This is a genomic window from Candidatus Electrothrix sp. (genome assembly GCF_052785085.1).
The window spans coordinates 30,638-49,201 of the sequence record NZ_JALAAI010000012.1 but is presented as its reverse complement, the minus strand read 5'-3'; the positions used below and the strand labels follow the sequence as shown (position 1 = coordinate 49,201).

Annotated in this window: 14 protein-coding genes; 3 read left to right on the top strand and 11 right to left on the bottom strand. The window is 46.6% G+C overall.

Annotated elements, in window-relative coordinates; all coding sequences use genetic code 11:
• Positions 1-148: 148 nt before the first annotated feature.
• The 3 genes from L2082_RS03705 to L2082_RS03695 form a co-directional block, all read right to left on the bottom strand.
• The gene (locus L2082_RS03705) at positions 149-1,270 is read right to left on the bottom strand and encodes a TolB family protein (protein ID WP_446009134.1); all 1,122 of its coding nucleotides are present in this window, start codon (positions 1,268-1,270) and stop codon (positions 149-151) included.
• Between the two features lie 74 nt (positions 1,271-1,344).
• The gene (locus L2082_RS03700) at positions 1,345-4,065 is read right to left on the bottom strand and encodes a glycosyl hydrolase family 28-related protein (protein WP_446009135.1); all 2,721 of its coding nucleotides are present in this window, start codon (positions 4,063-4,065) and stop codon (positions 1,345-1,347) included.
• Positions 4,066-4,234: 169 nt separating this feature from the next.
• Positions 4,235-4,633, bottom strand: coding sequence for a YkgJ family cysteine cluster protein (locus L2082_RS03695; RefSeq protein WP_446009136.1), 399 nt, complete (start codon positions 4,631-4,633; stop codon positions 4,235-4,237).
• 224 nt (positions 4,634-4,857) lie between these two features.
• Here L2082_RS03695 and L2082_RS03690 point away from each other — a divergent pair, with 224 nt between their 5' ends.
• The 3 genes from L2082_RS03690 to L2082_RS03680 are packed head-to-tail and all read left to right on the top strand — an operon-like array spanning position 4,858 to position 9,691.
• On the top strand, positions 4,858-6,993 hold the full coding sequence (locus L2082_RS03690) for a VWA domain-containing protein (RefSeq protein WP_446009137.1): 2,136 nt from the start codon (positions 4,858-4,860) through the stop codon (positions 6,991-6,993).
• 8 nt (positions 6,994-7,001) lie between these two features.
• The gene (locus L2082_RS03685) at positions 7,002-8,894 is read left to right on the top strand and encodes a BatD family protein (protein ID WP_446011457.1); all 1,893 of its coding nucleotides are present in this window, start codon (positions 7,002-7,004) and stop codon (positions 8,892-8,894) included.
• Positions 8,891-9,691, top strand: a complete 801-nt coding sequence (locus L2082_RS03680; protein WP_446009139.1) for a tetratricopeptide repeat protein — start codon at positions 8,891-8,893, stop codon at positions 9,689-9,691. The genes L2082_RS03685 and L2082_RS03680 overlap by 4 nt, the downstream gene beginning before the upstream one ends.
• Positions 9,692-9,699: 8 nt before the next feature.
• Here L2082_RS03680 and L2082_RS03675 read toward each other — a convergent pair whose 3' ends face one another.
• The 8 genes from L2082_RS03675 to L2082_RS03640 form a co-directional block, all read right to left on the bottom strand.
• Positions 9,700-10,311 carry a hypothetical protein gene (locus tag L2082_RS03675; protein ID WP_446009140.1) on the bottom strand — a complete coding sequence of 204 codons (612 nt, stop codon included), beginning with the start codon at positions 10,309-10,311 and terminating at the stop codon, positions 9,700-9,702.
• Between the two features lie 13 nt (positions 10,312-10,324).
• Positions 10,325-10,783 carry a thioredoxin family protein gene (locus L2082_RS03670; RefSeq protein WP_446009141.1) on the bottom strand — a complete coding sequence of 153 codons (459 nt, stop codon included), beginning with the start codon at positions 10,781-10,783 and terminating at the stop codon, positions 10,325-10,327.
• A gap of 493 nt (positions 10,784-11,276) precedes the next feature.
• Positions 11,277-12,233: a UDP-glucuronic acid decarboxylase family protein gene (locus tag L2082_RS03665; RefSeq protein WP_446009142.1), complete on the bottom strand. Its 957-nt coding sequence runs from the start codon at positions 12,231-12,233 to the stop codon at positions 11,277-11,279.
• A 79-nt stretch (positions 12,234-12,312) separates the two neighbouring features.
• Positions 12,313-13,875, bottom strand: coding sequence for a 2,3-bisphosphoglycerate-independent phosphoglycerate mutase (gene gpmI / locus L2082_RS03660; RefSeq protein WP_446009143.1), 1,563 nt, complete (start codon positions 13,873-13,875; stop codon positions 12,313-12,315).
• A complete protein-coding gene (rsfS, locus tag L2082_RS03655) occupies positions 13,875-14,276 on the bottom strand; it encodes a ribosome silencing factor (RefSeq protein WP_446011456.1) in 402 nt (133 codons plus the stop codon). Before rsfS ends, gpmI begins: the two co-directional genes overlap by 1 nt.
• Before the next feature lie 40 nt (positions 14,277-14,316).
• Positions 14,317-16,782, bottom strand: a complete 2,466-nt coding sequence (locus L2082_RS03650) for a DNA topoisomerase III (protein WP_446011455.1) — start codon at positions 16,780-16,782, stop codon at positions 14,317-14,319.
• A 102-nt stretch (positions 16,783-16,884) separates the two neighbouring features.
• On the bottom strand, positions 16,885-17,415 hold the full coding sequence (locus L2082_RS03645; protein ID WP_446007865.1) for a DUF456 domain-containing protein: 531 nt from the start codon (positions 17,413-17,415) through the stop codon (positions 16,885-16,887).
• 173 nt (positions 17,416-17,588) lie between these two features.
• Entirely contained in the window at positions 17,589-18,503 is a 915-nt protein-coding gene (locus tag L2082_RS03640) for a hypothetical protein (protein ID WP_446007864.1), read from the bottom strand.
• Positions 18,504-18,564 lie beyond the last annotated feature (61 nt).

Sequence of the window (18,564 nt, the reverse complement as noted above, 5' to 3'; positions counted from 1 at the left end):
TTATCTATTTTTCGCAACTCTTCTCTGGATAGGTGCATGCGAACTCAGAACGTGGATAGATCTCGTAAAAAACGTTGTGACCCTTAAACTATCGTGATCTTCTTTTTTTGTCCAATCTTTTTTTGTGTGGAATGAGGGGGGTGAACGGTTACATCCGAACAATAACTTCCTCCTCCCCATTCTCTAAGTCAATCCAACGTAAGGGTATAGTTCCATCTCCGAATGATGTAGCGCCCCATGTATAGGTATCAGTCATTAAATGTCTACCATCAGCGTGAACTGTTGGGTGACCAGTTCCTATTGCATCTGGTAACATTGTATGCAAGTTGCTCCCGTCCGCATTGACTGCGACAAAACGCATACCATCCCTGTCAATGTTCAAATTCATAGAGATTCGCCTTCCATCAGGGAACCATGTAGCATGATGTCCTCCTTTTTCCCACTGATCAGGGCCAACAGCACAATGTTTTTCTTTCCCGTCAAGGCTCATTGTGATCCAGGCGAAACGTATTGCTGAAAAATTTGCATGAAACATATTATCATTAGGGTTATCAGAGACGGGAAACCATCTCAAACTTAACATAACTTTATCACCTTGGGGATTAAATTTACAGTGAAAACCATAAATCTCCTGTTGGTCAAAATCAGAAATACCCCATGAATGAGAGAAGTCTGCTAATAAATCAGCTATATTAACCAATAAATGTTTCTTGCCAGTAGCTGTGTCAGTCAAATAAAAACCATCCGTTTTTGAGGGGCCTATATTACGTTTTACTGTACCATTATTAGGTAAACATACACTGTAACCGACCTGAGTCTTGGTCATAGTCGTCAAATTTGCTGATAGAAGCCATCGTCCATCAGGGGAAACATGATAGACTGTTCCCTCCATTTTATAGCGTTTCCCGGTTAACGGATTAATTTTCCAAGCAAAAGGATGCCAAATGTTTGTATCAACATCATTAAAAAAAAGTTCGTGATCGCTTGCCCCCCAGTTTATGTTTGCACCCATCTGTGCCCCCCAACCACAAGTTTCCGCAATGAAGTTCGTTTCTCCGCTTTCCAAATCTACAATACAAATCTTCCCCAATTCACCCGGGTCCGGTAATCGGTCTTCAATAGGCAGTTGGAAAGCGGCAAGATATCTTCCTGAAGGGCTAATAGGGGATGTATCGAAAAAACGGTGAATACATCCGGGATGATCAGGTGTGACGCACCACACAGGAACTTTCGGGTTAAAATCTAGGTATCTTGGAAAATTTCTATTCATAATAATATGTTTTTATTCTAATAATTGGGCATACAATAAAGTCGCTTACCACCCAAATATTCTGTTCTCTCCGCTCAATCAGATTGCATGCGGCGATTAAGTTGATATTCATAGAGCGAGGGAACCGCAATATCACGGCGACCGAACCCTTCAGTGTACGCATTTGGACCGTATTTAAACATCAAGGTTGCATCACTCGAAAGCCCTATCAAATATGCATTTGGCCCATCATTAATAGGAGTACCCAGAACAGGAACCTGTCCTGCAGGAATGAATCTCAAATTCCAAGCTGTATTGAAAGCTCCATGCGCCGGGCTCATTGAACTTGCTCCACCATGGTGCCAGAGATGACGTACTTCTCCTCTGACATCAAGATCGTCCAATAGATTTTGATGGTTCATCCCGTTATGCTGATCAAAGGTAACGTCTCTCACCATTCCATGTGTATATACTACCGTCCTGGCATCCGTATTAAAGCTTAAGGAGTGACAAGAACGATTATCTGATTGAAAATCACGAAACAAAATTTGATCAGAATCAGTTGCCATTAAAGAATAGTGCCCTCCTCGCCCATTGACAATAACATTACTAACAGTGACATTTTTACTGTTCTCTATAAGAATACCTGAATCAACATTAGTTATTTTGACATCATCTATCCAGCAATTTAACGCATCATTTAAATAGATAGCATTATAACCATGTTCAACATGATGACCTGCATAATTAACCTTTGGAAACTCAATAGCAATACCTTCGACTCCTATAGTCGAAAACCAATTCACTGTTTTTAACTCGCAATGCCATCCCTCTTGAATGTCATGATTTAGTGGTTCCTTAAAAGTTACACTATTGCCAGAAACGCTTTGAACGGTAACACTCTGACGCACTTCAGGGTCCTCAGAGAGACTGGCACCATACCCTTCGGGAAGATCAGAAGCGGTGCAATCAAAAATATGGTCATATAGAGGATTAGCCGACGAATTATCATAATACCTCAACTGGACTACTTGACTCGGTATCAAATTGGATGCGTCATCTACTAATATGGTATGTCCACCTCGGCTTGCTGTTCCGGTAGTTCGTGTAGCAGTACCCGTTGCACCGCTATCTCCGTGTGCCTTTGGGCTCCCCACCCAAATGACTCCACCCGACCAAGAAAATGGTGAATACAGTTCACCATGGCTCGTCTTTCGGTTGGAAGAAATTATCTGTTGCTCAATATCCTGTATCAATGGTGGCTTTGTCATAGCCTTCATTGGTTTTGAAGGAGCAATAATTGTACCTCCGTCATGACTTCCTGCTCCTCGAAAAATAAAATTTTTCCTCTGTATTATCAAAATATCACTGATGACAAATTTTCCGGCAGGAAAGGCAAGTATTACCGATCCCGCTACTTTCTCAGCTGCAGCAATGGCATTTTTGATCGCTGCTGTATCGTCAGTTTCATCATTAGGAGTTGCTCCATAATCAAGTACATTAACTACTGTCCAGCCGTCACCGGTCGGTAACACCTCTTCACCGTTACGATATCCGGCATAGCTGAAATCAGGGAGATACATATTTCCAGCTTCAGCTTGAGCAAGTAATTTAGGTGTCCAGTTAGTATCGCCAGTACTAGGTGAATTCCCCGGTATAATGAAGTTATTAGTTTTAGCAGGAAGAAGGGTAACGGGTAATTCAGATCCGGTTACTGTAGTTCCATAATCCACTATTCGCATATCAGCTAATTGAATTGTCTGCGGATAGTACCCAAGGGAAAAGCGAAAGCGCACTTCCCCAATCCCAAAGGTTGTATCGTCTCCATCTGATGGTGCGGGAACATAAACTTCTGATCGCATTCCACGCCAAACCTGGACGGTCAAAGGTATATAATATCTCTTCCAACTCGTCCCTATATCCTGAGGCCAAGTTACATACTCTGTCCATGGGTCGCTATCATGCTGTAGTAAAAATTCCAGGTGTCCAGAAGAGCCGCCCGGTGCAGGTGAGATTGTCCTGGCATAAAATGATGCCAAAATAACATCATTTTCATGCAGCTGAATAGGAGAGTCAATCGTCATATTGACTCGGGAATCTGAAGAAGGTTCTGTGGTTATCTTGATCTGTACAGCTTCCGTAAACGGTTGCCCTGAAACTGATACTATACTATACTCAGCATTATCATTATAATCCTTTTGGCTAAAATCATTAAAGTGATCAGCAATAACAGTCCCCACCGGTAGATTCGCATATTTTGTTTCATTAGAGAGTTCAGGCGTACCACCATTGTCGTCATTCAATATCAACGCTTCCCCAACACTATTTACAATAGTCGCATTAACAGGTTGCTCAAGTGTAACTAAAAAAAGCTCATCTTCTTCTGCTTCAGTATCGCTTTTCACAGTGACGACTATATCCTGTTGCAGACTTTCTCCTTTTTTAAAGGTTAACACTCCGCTATTCGTTGTATAATCTTCTCCCGCTGTAGCTTGGGCTTCACTCGTTCCTGTTGCATCCGATGTCGACCACTTTACTGTTATATCGCTATTTTTACGAGGATTCGCTGAGCAGGATACAGTCAACTTGAGGGTTGTATTTCCTTCATCCCCTTCTGTCACCGAACCGTTGCTGATAGAAATTTCATTTGTCTTATCATTCTTAACCGCAGGGGGATTTCCTTCTGTCACGTTCTGAGTTTCATCTTGTTTATTTTCTTTATCTTTCTTACATCCTGTCGAAACAATGACTGACAGTATTAAAAAAAGCAAAATCAATAATCTATTTAAATTTATAATCATCTGGTATCGCTTCATCTTATGGTCTCCTGACAGATAATGCATTCTATTTTTCTTCTCGTTATGAGGCGTATTTTCAACAGAGCAAGCCGAAAATGTCATATCCTTCTAACAAACAATAATAGCATACCACTTTGCCGTATAAAAAACATTTTTTATTCCGAAGTTTCCAGGAAGGATATAAAAATTATGTCGGTTTGGGAACGCTAATAATCCCAGGGCAGCTGAGAAAAAGTTTCTCAGGCTCCTCCTTAAACTCCTCCCAAAAAGGAAAGGTTCTGCATTGCTCTGGCCGCTGCTGATAAATGGTGCAGTAATGATCAACAGGGTCAAGGAAGCAGCAGAAGTGTTCATTATTAATGATTCTTTCCTGAAGAGATAATCCTCCCGTGACTTGCCGAACATATTGGCGGGCAAATTCCTTTGGAGATAATCCCTTTGCATTCGCCATGTTTCCCAATTCCTCCATGTTGATCCGAATATACCCTTGTTGGCCCCGGCAGCATTTTCCTCCGCAGGATTTACAGGCATCACTCTTGAAAAAATAGGGATAGTCGTTATGGTATTGGAGATTCTTTGCTGGCATGGAAGACGAAATGGTTTCTGCTGGAGATTGCTCTCTGATAAGTAGTTTTAGCGAGCTGTTTTCAGGATCATTATTGCCCGCAAGAAGAAGCTGAAATGCTATAACACGGATGAGAAAATACTGTCAACGATTTTTGGACGTAGCAGAAAGAAAAGGCTGAACAAGAATGAGTTCGTGACAGGAAGAAGCGAATTCTGTATATGAAATTCTGGAGTATGTATTCTATGTCTCTCTTACCAACCCTTGCCCAACCTTTTTGGTTGTTGATTGGCTTGATTGCCTGCCTTGCGTTCCTTGCTTTTTCGTTTTTTACTACCAGACGGAGAAAGAATGAGCTGGGAAAATTTGTTGCTCCCAAGCTGTTAGCTGGCCTGACTAATAATGTTTCCTCTTCTCGTCGTCGATGGAAAAATATGCTTTTTGTTGGTGGTATGGCCTGTTTGTTTTTTGCTCTGGCCAGACCCCAATACGGTGAGCGTTGGATTGAGGTACGACGTAAAGGAATTGATATTCTTATCGGGGTAGATGTGTCCAATTCCATGCTTGCTCAGGATATTAAACCCAGTCGCTTGGGGCGGGCAAAACTCGCTATCCGGGATTTTGTCGCCCAACTGGAAGGTGATCGGGTAGGGCTGTTGCCCTTTGCTGGTACGGCCTTTCTCATGTGTCCTCTGACGACAGATTATGAGGCTTTTAATGCTTCGCTGACGACTCTGGATGCAGGGAGTATTCCTAAAGGGGGAACAGATATCGGGTTGGCCATCAGGCAGGGCGGGGAGGTCTTGTCCAATGAGGCCAATCATAAGATTTTTGTCTTGGTCACTGATGGTGAAGATCTGAGTGAAGAGGCTTTGAAAGCTGCTGAACAGGCCAAAGAACAGAATATGACCGTGTACACCATTGGCGTGGGGACACCTGAAGGTGAGTTGATACCGGTTTCTCAAGGACAGGAGGGAGGATTTATACAGGATAAACAGGGGAATTTTATTACCTCCAGGTTGGATGAGCAAACCCTGACCGCACTTGCTGAGACGACAGGTGGTCTTTATGTTCCATTAGGTAATATGGGGCAAGGATTTGATACTATTTATCAAGAGAAACTGGCCCTGATCCCGAAAGAGGAGCATGGACAACGGCGTCGAAAGATTCCCATTGAGCGTTTTCCCTGGCCCTTGGGTGTTGCTGTATTATTGTTGAGCATGGATTTCCTTATCACCGGGAGGCGGAGTGGTCGCTCCTTGGGACTGCCCTTTGTCAAAACCGCTGGCAGGCGAAAGAAGCGGGTTGCATTGACAGTTATTTTTATGATAACACTCAGTGGGTTGAGTAGCTTCATTATGCAGCAAGCACAAGCTTCTCAAGGGGAAGAACTTTTTAAGTCCGGGGATTATGCCGGGGCAGAGTCCTATTATCAGCAAGCTTTGAAAGAAGAGAACACCGACCCAGCCTTATACTTTAATCTCGGAGGGAGCCTGTATCGTCAGCAGAAATATGACCAAGCTGCTGCTGCCTTTACCCAGGCTCTGAGCAGTGATGACCTTTCACTTCAGGCCCAGAGCTATTATAATCGGGGGAATAGTCAGTTTTTTTTGGGGGCAGCAAGTGCGGCAGAAGATCAGGAGCAGGCCCTGAAACAATGGAATGCGGCAAAGAAATCTTTTGAGGCAGCTCTGAAACTGGAACCAGAGGATAAGGCTGCTGCGCATAATCTGGAAATGGTCACCAAGAAGCTGGAACAGCTCAAAGAAAAGATGCGTCAGTCCGGGAAACAGTGCGATAATCCCCAGGAAGGAGAGAACGGAGACCAGCAACAGGATCAGCAAAAAGATCAGCAAAAGGACCAGGAAAAGAAGCGTCAGGATGAGCCGGGGGAGCAGGGAGAGCAGAATAAGGAGGAACAGAGCAACAGCCAGTCAGAGCAAGGAGATCAGCAATCCCAGCAGCCTTCAGATCAAGAAAAACAAGAGGGGCAGGAGGAACAGGAGGATCAAAACAGCCCGGCAAAGGAGCAAGAGGCTGATACGCAGGAACAGGAAAAACAGCCCACTTCTGAACAGGGACAAGAAGATCAGGAGCAGGCAGAAAAGCAAAAGGCTGTGTCTGAACCAGCTGAACCGGAAAAAGAGGAAGCTCCTACCGCAGAAGAGATTCAGCAAGCAGCTGCCCAGCAAGAAGAGCAGGAGGAGCCGGGAGAGGAACAGCAGCAGCTGAGTGCTGAGGATATGGAGCGGAGAATAATGGGTAAAATGACTGAGCAAGAGGCAAAGAATCTGCTCAACAGCCTCAAGGATGAGCAGGGGGAACTCAACTTCATCCCGCAGGGTATGGGGAATAATGAATCAGTGGATAAAGATTGGTGATGCGAGGAATGATGACCTTATTTTCTTTGTATAGTCGAAGATATATGCGGAACTGGCTCGTGGTTGCCTTGCTCTGCGCTGTTTTTTTTCCTGCGATAGCCTTGGCAGCAGAGATTCAGGTGGAGGCAACGCTGCAACCTGGAAAATTTTCTAAAGATCAGGCAGCCCGATTTATTGTCACCGTGATCGGGGCCCGGTCAGCAGAACCGGATATGCCTGTGGCCCAGGGGCTTCATTTTACCTATCAGGGCCAGAGCAGCCAGACTTCCTGGGTAAACGGCAATATAACGTCCTCAATCTCGTATAATTTTCTGGTACAGGCAGATAAAGCTGGCGATTTCACCATTGCCCCGGTCAAGGTGAGTATCGACGGCAAGACCTACACCAGCAAACCTGTACAGTGTACAGTACTGCCAGCGCAGAACTCTGGTCAAGCCGGTGGTAATTCTTCCAGGTCCGGTACCACTGGTGTTCCTCTTGGTGCTGATGAAAGTAAGAAGATTGGTTTTCTGCGGATTATGCCGGAAACCGAGCGTATGTACTCGGGCCAGGTGGTGCCCTTTACATTGAAAGCCTATTTTACCCCAGGACGGCGAGTTACGCTCAAGTCTACACCACGTCTGAGTGGAGAAAATTTTCTCCTTCAATCGCTGGATGAAGAACCGCAACAGCAACAAGAACAGGTGAATGGCACTGTGTATACCGCTTTGACCTGGCAGGGAACCCTGGCTGCGGTCAAGGAAGGGAGTTTTCCTTTGATCATGGAAATGGATGCTGAGGTACTGGTTCGTTCTCGCTCTCGCAGAGATCCTTTTGGTTCCTCGCTGTTAGATGATCCTTTCTTTTCGGGTATTTTGGGCAACTATTCCCGACGTGATATTACGCTGATCAGCAAGGAACAAGAGATGACAGTGCTGGATTTGCCAACAGAAAACCAACCTGATAATTTCAGTGGTGCCATTGGTACCTTTAGTCTGGCTGTGGCTGCTTCGCCGCTGGACGGTAAGGCAGGTGATCCGATCACCGTGAAGATGCAGCTTGAGGGCAAGGGTAATTTTGCTCTGGTTCAGGCCCCGGACCTAAAGGAAAAGGCAGGCTGGAAGGTTTATCCGGCTTCAGGAACTGTGCAGGATCTGGGCGCAGGTAAAGGTATAAAGACCTTTGAACAGGCCCTTATCCCGAAACAACAGGGAATAACCGCTGTCCCTTCAATGCGATTTTCGTATTTTGATCCCCAAGCTGAGGAATATGTGACGTTGAGCAGTGATCCTATTCCGTTGTCCTTAGAGACTGCCCCGGATCAGTCTGTGGGGCAATCAACTCTTCAGACAGAAAAGAAGCAAGCCTCTGCCGCATTGTCTGATCAGCAAAAGGACACGCAAGCTATTGGTGGGCAAATTGCAGGTACGCATCCTGGTCAACATCTTGCCCCGTTGCATCCTGATGTAGGGAAACTGATTCCAGCCATTCAGCCCTTATATCAGAAACTCTGGTTTCAGCTGCTTATGGTTTTTGCCTTGTTTTGTCTTTTGATCGCCTTGGTACTGTATCTGAAGCAGCAAAGATTGGCACGGGACCCAAGTATTCTCCGCCGGAAAAAGGTGCAGGAGCATTTGGCTCTCCATTATGAGGAAATGAACAGGGCCTTGGCGATTCCAGATCAGGAGACCTTTCATCAACATTGTCGGGCTGCAATTCAACAGCGTACTGGTGAGGCTTGGGGGCTTGCTCCAGAGGCTGTGACATTGGCAGATCTGGAACAACGCTTGCCAGCTGAGGCACCGTTACGAGTTGTCTTTACCCGTTTGGAACAAAGCGGATATGCTGGTGAGCAGCTGCCCCAGGCAGAGCTGGAAGAAATTTTGCAAACCACCAAAAACGAATTGGATAAACTGGCATGAAGCGAAATATATTACCCTCCATGTTGTTACGAGTACTACTCCGAATAGTGCAGGTGGCTCTGCCAGCGATCATACTAGGCTTATCAACTCTGGTTATTGCCGGAGAACAGGAAAACGCTGCGGCATTATTTGAACAGGCAAATATCTCTTTTACCCAGGGAGAGTTTGAGCAGGCTATTGCCCAGTATTCCAATATTATCAGCAAACAAGGTGTGTCTGCTTCTTTATTGTATAATCTGGCTAACAGCTATGCTGCTGCCGGAGAGGTTGGGCAGGCAGTGCTCAACTATGAGCGGGCCCGGCATCTGGCTCCTGGCGATGCAGATATTCAGGGAAATCTGGAACAGGTACGTAAGGACGCAGGTCTGTATCGTGATGATCAAGCATTGCACAGGCGTTTGGCTGGTCTGCTTGGGGCAGATCAATGGTTGTTGATTGCTGGTTGTGCTTTTTTATTCTTTTCGCTTTCTGCCTTGCTGGCAAGCTTGAGGACAGGCAAGGGAGGAAATGGAAAAAGCTGGTTGATGACAGGTGCGTTGATCCTGTGCCTTCTCACCCTACCTCTGGCATTTTTGCGCTATCAGGACTGGAAGGTTGGGGTGGTTTTGGCGGAGGACACCCATTTGTTGATTTCGCCCTTTGCTGATGCAACGCTGGCTGGTGATATTAAGGCGGGCAGATTAGTCCGACCGGGAAAAGAGCACGGATATTATGTGCTTGTTGAGACGGAAAACGGTAAGACCGGTTGGTTGGCTAAAGAAAGTTTTGCTTTGGTTGTCGAGCTGGTGAAAGAGTAATGGGAGGATTATTCTTTCTTTTTAGGTGGCGATCCTCCGGGTGGCTTTGAATTCAAGGACCCGATCTGCTCAATGTGTTCTTTGCGGCGTGTTTCCTGCCAATAGAGTTGCTTATCTTTTAACACGCTGTATATATAAGACGCTTCTTTCTTGCTGAGTCGTTCCAGCTTCCAGCTATCAAGCTTGAATTCCGTCTCTTCCATGTATGGGCTGGTGTCTTTATATGGATTATGATAAAAAAGGGAATCGTGGTAACGGAAGAAACCAAGTTCCAAGGTGGAAGAAAGGGTATTCTCAGTGAGGTGAACTGAAACAAATTGTCGCCAGACCTTGTCACTGATATCTTTTAGGCGACATAAGACTCCTGCCTCAAAAAGGATGGCCCGATAATAGGTGATCACGAGGATTTTGAGGGGGAATCCTACATTTTCTTTAATGATCAGGGGGCGTTCTTGTTTCTCCTCATCTGTGAACCATTGCTTGATTTTTTTTTCGAGTTTTGTTTCCGGCTCGTCCATTGAACCAAAGTTATGTCTTTTTGTTTTGTTCTCTTCCTCATCAGAAGGAAGAATTTTCCCCAGTTTTCTGCCTAACCGAGAATCACTGTCAGCCAGCTTCATGGAATTCTCCGCTTCAGCCCTTCAGGGCTGCTTTCAATGCTTTGATAAATGTTTCGACTTCCACTGCACCGTTTTTTCCAAAAGGGTGGATTCGAAGATTTCTGCCGTCAGGGTGGACTACCCTGAAGTCAGGAATCCCATGAACGCCTTTTCTATGAGCCAAGGCTTTTGCTTTCTCACTGCCATCTGTTTTAATTTTAATCCTGTAATATTTTGATAAAACCTTTTTTACCTTTGTGTTGCTGAGGTATTTCTTGTTCATCTTTTTGCAGTAGCCGCACCAGTCTGTGTAAAAGAAGACGATGTAGGGTTTGTCTTTTTGCTTTGCTGCCTTTTCTATTTTTTCAAAGCTGGATGCCTTTTTGTACCATTTACTGGTGGTCACGGCCTCTGCGGTGTGTGGGATGCTGAGGAAGGTTGCGACGATGAAAGCAAGGAGTAGCAGAAAGGCTGATGCGGGGCTTTTGTTCATTTCTCTCTTTCCTTTTTGTTGGACCGAGTTGTGAGGGACTTGTCTGTGGAATTTCCAGGTGGGACATTCTTCAAGACCGTAGCGATATTATCGGGTGCAGGAGATAACCGGCAACGTTTCGACCGAGCGACGGAACCTTGATCGGTCGCAGCAAACGTTCAACAATAGGCTGTAATTGCTTCATCAACTAATGTAGGAGGACTCAGAGATTTTGTCAACAGGAAAAGGGGGAAGGGAAGGGGGATGAGGAGGAGTTTCAGTCCATGCTGGCATGTAAATAATCTTGATGCTGGCATGGAGAAAGTCTCCATGCTAGCATGTAGAGAGTCTCCAACGTAGCATGGAGAGACTCTCGAACGTAGCATGGAGAATATCTCAATGCCAGCATGGAGAATCGCTTCATGTTAGCATCCACTTTTTCTATCACCTGCATTCTGCCCTGCACCCGTGCCTATACGCTGTCTCTTTTTCAGTAATGTTCAACAAGTGGACTTCAAATATTAGAAGCACCATTGACTTTCAGGTAGTTGTCAAAATATTGTATCGTTTTTACAAGCCCTTCTTTCAATTTCACTTTTGGTTGCCAATCTAATTCTTTTCCAGCCAGTGAAATATCCGGTTTTCTTTGCTTAGGATCATCATGAGGCAACGGATTAAACTGAATCTCAGATTTTGACCCGGTCATCTCTAAAACCTGTTCAGCCAATTCCAGGATAGTAAACTCACCAGGATTGCCAAGATTTACAGGGCCGGTGAAGCCGTCATCTGTCCCCATCAACCTGATAAACCCCTCTATCATATCATCCACATAGCAAAAAGAACGGGTTTGAGAACCGTCTCCGTATACCGTGATAGGTTGATTTTTGAGAGCCTGAACAATAAAGTTGGAAACCACCCTGCCGTCATCAGGATGCATTCGCGGCCCATAGGTATTAAAAATTCTCGCAACTTTAATGCGGAGTTGATGCTGACGGTAATAATCAAAAAAGAGGGTTTCAGCGCAACGTTTGCCTTCATCGTAACAGGAGCGGATCCCGATGGGATTAACATTCCCCCAATATGTCTCTGGTTGCGGATGAACAGATGGGTCTCCATACACCTCTGAGGTCGATGCCTGAAGTATTTTGGCCTGAATACGCTTGGCAAGCCCCAGCATGTTGATTGCGCCGTGTACGGTAGTCTTGGTGGTCTGCACCGGGTCATATTGATAATGTACTGGCGATGCCGGGCAGGCAAGATTATAAATTTCGTCTACTTCCAGATAAAGAGAGAAGGTGATATCATGACGGATAAACTCAAAACGTGGGGTATCCATAAGATGCATGATATTCTGCTTATTACCGGTAAAGCAGTTATCAACACAAAGGACTTCATGCCCGTCATTCAAGAGTCGTTCGCAAAGATGGGATCCAAGGAAGCCAGCACCGCCGGTTATAAGAACTTGTTTCATACAATGACCTCTTTCATCAATACATCGTGGTTATAATGTGGACAGCCAAGCAGGCATGCCCGGCTCCCTGAGTACACTTTTATTTAACAATCAGGCTGTTCCCTTCCATCTCTTCAGGCTGCTCTAATCCCAGTAAATGCATCAGGGTCGGGGCGATATCCTTGAGCGCACCGCCGTCCTTCAGGGTGCAGCTCTTATGCTCCTCGCTGACCAGAATCAGCGGTACCGGATTGAGGGTATGGGCTGTATGAGGCTGGCCTGTTTCCAGATTGACCATAGTCTCGGCATTGCCATGATCTGCTGTGATGAGTAAGGAACCACCCATTTGTTGGATTTTCTCAGCGATTCGTCCTAAGCAGGTATCCACGGTTTCACATGCCTGCACTGCCGCCTCCAGCACCCCGCTATGCCCGACCATATCGCCATTGGCAAAATTGAGGATCACCAGATCGTAGGGCGTGCCAGCCTCTGCCTGATCGTTCAGCGCAGCAAGTAACCGGTCTGTCACCTCCACTGCGCTCATGGCAGGTTTTTGGTCATAGGTGGCCACATCCCGTGGTGATTCAATGAGGATACGATCTTCATCTGGAAAAGGCTCTTCTCCGCCACCGTTAAAAAAATAGGTCACATGGGCGTATTTCTCTGTCTCGGCAATACGTAACTGGTGCATGCCTGCCTTGCTGGTTTCTTCTCCGAGAATGCGGGTAAGGCTTTGGGGCGGAAAGGCAATGGGAAAGGTAAAGTCAGCCTCATACTCGGTCATGGTGACCAGTTCCAGCAGCTTGGGCCGATCACTGACATCAAAGCCCTGAAAATCGCTATCAGAAAAGGCATGGCAGAGTTCCCGTACCCGATCAGCCCGGAAATTGAAAAAGACAATGGCATCGTTATCAGCAATTCTGCCCACAGGTTCTCCGGTCGTATTGAGCAGGACTGTGGGTTTGATAAACTCATCAGTCTCTTCCCGTGCATAGGCATCCTCAATGGCCTGCAAAGGGGCTTCAGCTGTTACTCCCTGGCCTCCAACCATGGCCTGCCATGCCTTTTCCACCCGGTCCCAGCGGGTGTCCCGATCCATAGCCCAGTAACGACCAGAGATCGTTGCCACCTGTCCGCAGCCGATGCGCTCAATGGCGGCAAGCAGGTCTTTCATATATCCTGCGCCACTGGAGGGTGGGGTGTCCCGGCCATCCATGAAACAGTGGATATTTGCCTCTAATCCTCTGTCCTCTGCCATTGCCAGCAGTGCTTCCAGGTGTTTGATATGAGAATGGACCCCACCGTCTGAGAGCAGGCCACAGAAATGAATCCGGTTGCCCGCAGCCTTGACCTGATCCATGACCTTGGTCAGAGCTGGGTTTTGGGCAAGTTCGCCCTGTTTCACGGCTTGGTTGATGCGGGTATAGTCTTGATAGACAATGCGACCAGAGCCAATATTGAGGTGCCCGACCTCGGAATTACCCATCTGGCCTTCAGGTAAGCCGACCAAGCCATTATGGGCAATCAGACTGGTTGTTGGATACTCTGCGGCCCAGCGATCCATATTCGGCGTATTGGCCACGGAAACCGCATTGGTTGCTGAGGCTGGAGCAATGCCCCAGCCGTCCAGGATTGCCAGGACTACCGGCCTGTTGTCTGCCATTATTCCTCCTCCTGCTCTTCAAGTCCCAGTTCTTTAAGATCCACTCGTGGTGCATCATGCCAGAGCCCTTCCAGGTCATAAAATTCCCGTTCGTCCTTATAAAATATATGAGCCACAATATCACCAAAATCCAGCAGCACCCATAAACCTTCCTTAAGTCCTTCTGAATGGGTACTGGTGACTCGTTTGGAACGCAGTTCTGCTTCAATAGCCTCTGCCAGTCCCTGAACATGACGGCTGGAGCGACCGCTCATAACAACAAAATAATCAGTAAAGGAAGAGGAGGCATGAACGTCCAGGATAACAAGGTCTTCTGCCTTAGTCTCCAGCGCAGTGCGGGCACAGATTTCTGCCAGTTCCAGCGGGGTTCGTTGACGGTGTTTTTTTTTCAGTTGTCGCATTGTATGATATAACTCCTATGCCTGCTCAAGCAGGCCGGGATCATTTTTTCCCTTTCTTTGCTCTCGGCTTTCTCGGCGGAAATTCAAAGGTGATCTTCCCTTTCTTGTCCATGCAGAGATATGCGTCAAAGGGTCGTTTTTTCTTGGATATAAATCCTTTAATCAGTTCGGTTTTTCCCTTAGTCAACAGCTGAGTGACATTCTCCTGGCTGATGGTGCGCTCCAGAATAATTTTTCCTATGCGGAGTCCTTTTTTTCGATCGCCCTCCAGAGCAGACTCTGACATATAAGCCATAGGAGTTTCAAAGACCTTGGTCTGATCCACGGGTGAGGTGCCAAGGGGGTCCTGTTTTTTAATTGCTTCAAGATCAAGCCCATCTGTGGAATCAGCAAATTGAAAAGAGACCTTGGAATCTTTGATACAGACTGAAGCAGTAAAGGGTTTTCCTTTTTTGGAGCGAAAATCAGTGTATGGGCCCACGGTTTCTCCGCGAATCAGGCGGACGATTTCTTCTTCTGCCATGATCCTGCCGCCAAGGATCTTGCGGATCATAAGCTTTCCATCTTCGGATTGAAAGGCCGTGGCATTTTCAAAGAATGTGACTCCATCAACCGGAGAAAAGGGTGCTTCGCGCTGCGTAGCTTCTTCGCCGGTTTTTACCTGCTTAACGATCTTGGCTGTCTGTTCCCGGATTTCTTGCATGAACTGTTCACGGGTTATTTTGCCCCGCAGGATTTGGTTAAGCTTATATTCCCATTCACCAGTCAATTCCGGTGAGGCAAGGACATCAATATCCTGGGTCTCCAGCAGGGAGAGCAACTCAAATGCCTTGCCTGTGGGGATGAGCTCCTTTTGTTCCCGAACAACGTATTTCTCATTGAGCAATTTTTCAATAATAGCGGCCCGGGTTGCCGGGGTACCGAGTCCGCGTTCTTTCATGGCCTCGGCCAGTTCCTCATCATCCACCAGCTGACCAGAATGCTCCATAGCCGAGAGCAGGGTGGCCTCAGAAAAGCGAGCTGGCGGTTTGGTGGCCAGTTTTTTCTGTTCGATTTCGTTGCAGAGCACAGGCTTGCCTTCAGGCAGGGCCACCAGGGTGTTGGTATCTCCAGCTCCTGCTTTGGCCCCGTACACGGCCTTCCAGCCTGGTTCCACAAGTATTTTTCCTTCGGTGAGAAAGGTTTCCTGCTCCACAAGGGAAAGGCGACGGGTATTGTGAAAGACTGCTGGCGGAAAAAGGATCGCCAGAAAACGCTGCACGATCATCTGATAGACTTTCAGCTCTGGCTCACTGAGGCTGCCAGGCAGACCAGAGGTGGGAATGATGGCAAAATGGTCGCTTATTTTTTTATCATTAAACAGGCGTTTATTTTTTTGATTCTTTTGCAGATACTCTTTACTCAGGGCCTCTTTGGCAAAGGCTCCGTATTGCCATTCTTGTTGGCGATCAAGGACTTCGTTGACCGAATTAAGATAATCTTCTGGCAGACAACGGCTGTCAGTTCTGGGATAGGTAATCAGCTTATGGCGTTCATACAGGGCCTGGGCAAGACCCAGGGTATTTTTTGCTGAAAATCCAAACCGGGAGTTGGCCTCACGTTGCAAAGAGGTCAGGTCATATAGTTGTGGAGGAGCCTGCTTGGAGTTTTTATGGGTTTCCTCAACCTCCGCTTCTTTGCCCCGGCATTTTTCAGCAATTGCTGTGGCCTGCTTTTCATCCCAGATACGTTTTTTCTTTGCATGGGGATTTTCAGGGTCTTTTTTAAAGTCAGGATCAATCCAGATGCCTTGATACGTGGCATCCTCGCAGAGGAAATCAGCATGGAGTTCCCAGTAATCTGTGGAGACAAAGGCCCGTCGTTCTGCTTCCCGTTTGACCAACAGGGAGAGGGTAGGGGTCTGGACCCGACCACAAGGGGTTTTACGAAAGCCACCGTGGCGGGAATTATAGCAGGTCAGGGCACGGGTGGCGTTGATACCTATGAGCCAGTCTGCCTCAGAACGGCAAAGGGCTGCTGCTTCAAGGCTCAACATTTCTTCATTATCACGAAGATTCTGTAGCCCGGTCCGGATGGAATCCAGGGTCATGGATTGAAGCCAGAGCCTGCGAATGGATTTTTCAGCCACAGAGGGGGTAGAGGCATGTTTGAGGATGTACTTGAAGATCAACTCACCTTCGCGACCCGCATCACAGCCGTTGACAATGACATCAACGTCTTTGCGACGGATGAGTTTGCTCAGGGCGTTGTACTGGCTTTTGGTGTTGGGCAGGACATTCAGGGGAAACTCTTCTGGCAGGATGGGTAGATTGTCCAAGGTCCATTTCTGGAATTTTGGGTCAATCTCCTCTGGGAAACCAATAGAGACAAGATGCCCGATTGCATAGGAGACGATGTAGTTGTCCCCCTCGAAATGGGTTTTGGATTTTTTAAAATTACCAGGCAGGGCCTTGACAATGTCTCCGGCCACGCTGGGTTTTTCTGCGATGATGAGTGTTTTTCCCATGGTGTTTTTTGTTGAGGGCCAAGGGAGTTTAAACTCTTGGCTCATATTTCTTTTTTCTTTGGTTTTTCTGATTGATGAGATGGGGGATCTGCCTCTGTTCTACTATACTATTTCCCAAATAAACCAGGCAATCATCAGGCCGGAAATAACCAAATTCGCAATCACTCCTCCCATAAAACCAAGAAAGGAGCCGAAACCGGAATGGAGGGCCTGTTTGATCTGCTCACCCATGATAAGTTCCCCGGCAATTGCCCCCAGCAGCGGACCAACAACGATACCAATAGGGCCGAGAACAAAGACCAGCAAGGAACCAAGTACCGCCCCCCAGGCTGCGGCCTTTGAACCACCAAACATCTTGACCCCAAAGGCAGTGGCGAGAAATTCAATCAGGTAGCTTAGGGTGACCAGTACGGTCTGACCGAAAAAAAACCAAATCGTAAGGCTATCAAATCCTGTGATCAATCCGTAGATCAGAAAACCGACGAGAATCAATACCGTTCCCGGAAGGGCGGGGAAAACCGTCCCCACCAGTCCTCCGATAATAAAGGGAAGACTTGCCAGAAAGCCCCAAACATGAGCGTTGGCAAGGGTGATGGCATAGAATGAGTAAAACCAATCCACTATTGCCTGCACATATGGCTCCGGAAAAAGAAAAAAAGTTCAATACGGCATGAGAGACAGCGTCTCAGCTTTTACCTGGACAAACATAAAGGCCCAGTCTGTACAGATGAATCGCCTCTGTGCAGTCTGAGCCTTAACGCCTGTTGGTCTGACGTAACGTTGTCAGAACCGTTGAAAGTATTATTTTATTTTGACTCTGCCTGTTGTTGGGCCTGCTCAGCTTGTCCTGCTTCTTGTACTTCTTCAGCAAGATCCTGCACCATAAGATGCATTGTTTCTGCCATACCCTGTTGAGCACTTTCCTGCTCGGTAATTTTAGAAAGCAAAACTTTTGTGTTGACCTTACAGGACTGCAACTCGCTGCTTATGTCTGCAAGGGCTGCATTTCTTTCTTCAACAACTTTTTCAAAGCCGATGACCTGAGCGCGGAGGGATTCTGTTTCTGCTGTTGCTTCATTCAGTTTTTTGTGAAGCTGGGCTATTCGGGCATCAGCCTGGGTTTTCATCTTTGCCTGTTGCTTTTGCAATTTGGCAATCCGGGCATCAGCCTGTTTCTGAGCCGTAGCCTGTTTTTTGTGCAGTTCAGCAATCCGGATATCGGCTTGTTTTTTTATCTCAGCGTGCCTTTGTTGGAGCTGGGCGATCTGCTCTCTCGCGTCTTTTAATTGCATCAGAGTTTTCTTATGATCCTGAGCAATTTTCTGGAGATTTTGCTGCTTCTGCTGCTGTTGTTGAGCCTTTGCTTTATCAAGGGATTGCTCCAATGTATTGATTTTTTCAAGAAGGATTTTTTCTTCTTGAGCAAGAGCCGCCAGGGCAGCTTTTTTCTCAGAGAGCTTTTTTTCCAGCCCTTGATTCTTTTTCGTTGCCTTATTCAGTTGTTGTTCTGCCTTGGTGAGTGCAGCAGTTTTATCCTGCAGTGCTTGCTGGCATTCTGCTGCCTTTGTTTCTGCTGAGGAGATTTGTGCCTCAGCAGCCTCCTTTTCTTCAACAAGCTGCTTATTGGCTCCGCTTTCACTTTGGCCCCACCAAGAGGACAGCAGTAAAAGGACGATCAATACTCCAATAAGAGAGTTTTTGTTTAAAAAATTGTTCATCATGAGCTAACTCCTATTTTTTTATGAAAAGTTGTGCCTCAAATAACCGTGTTATCTTGTCTCA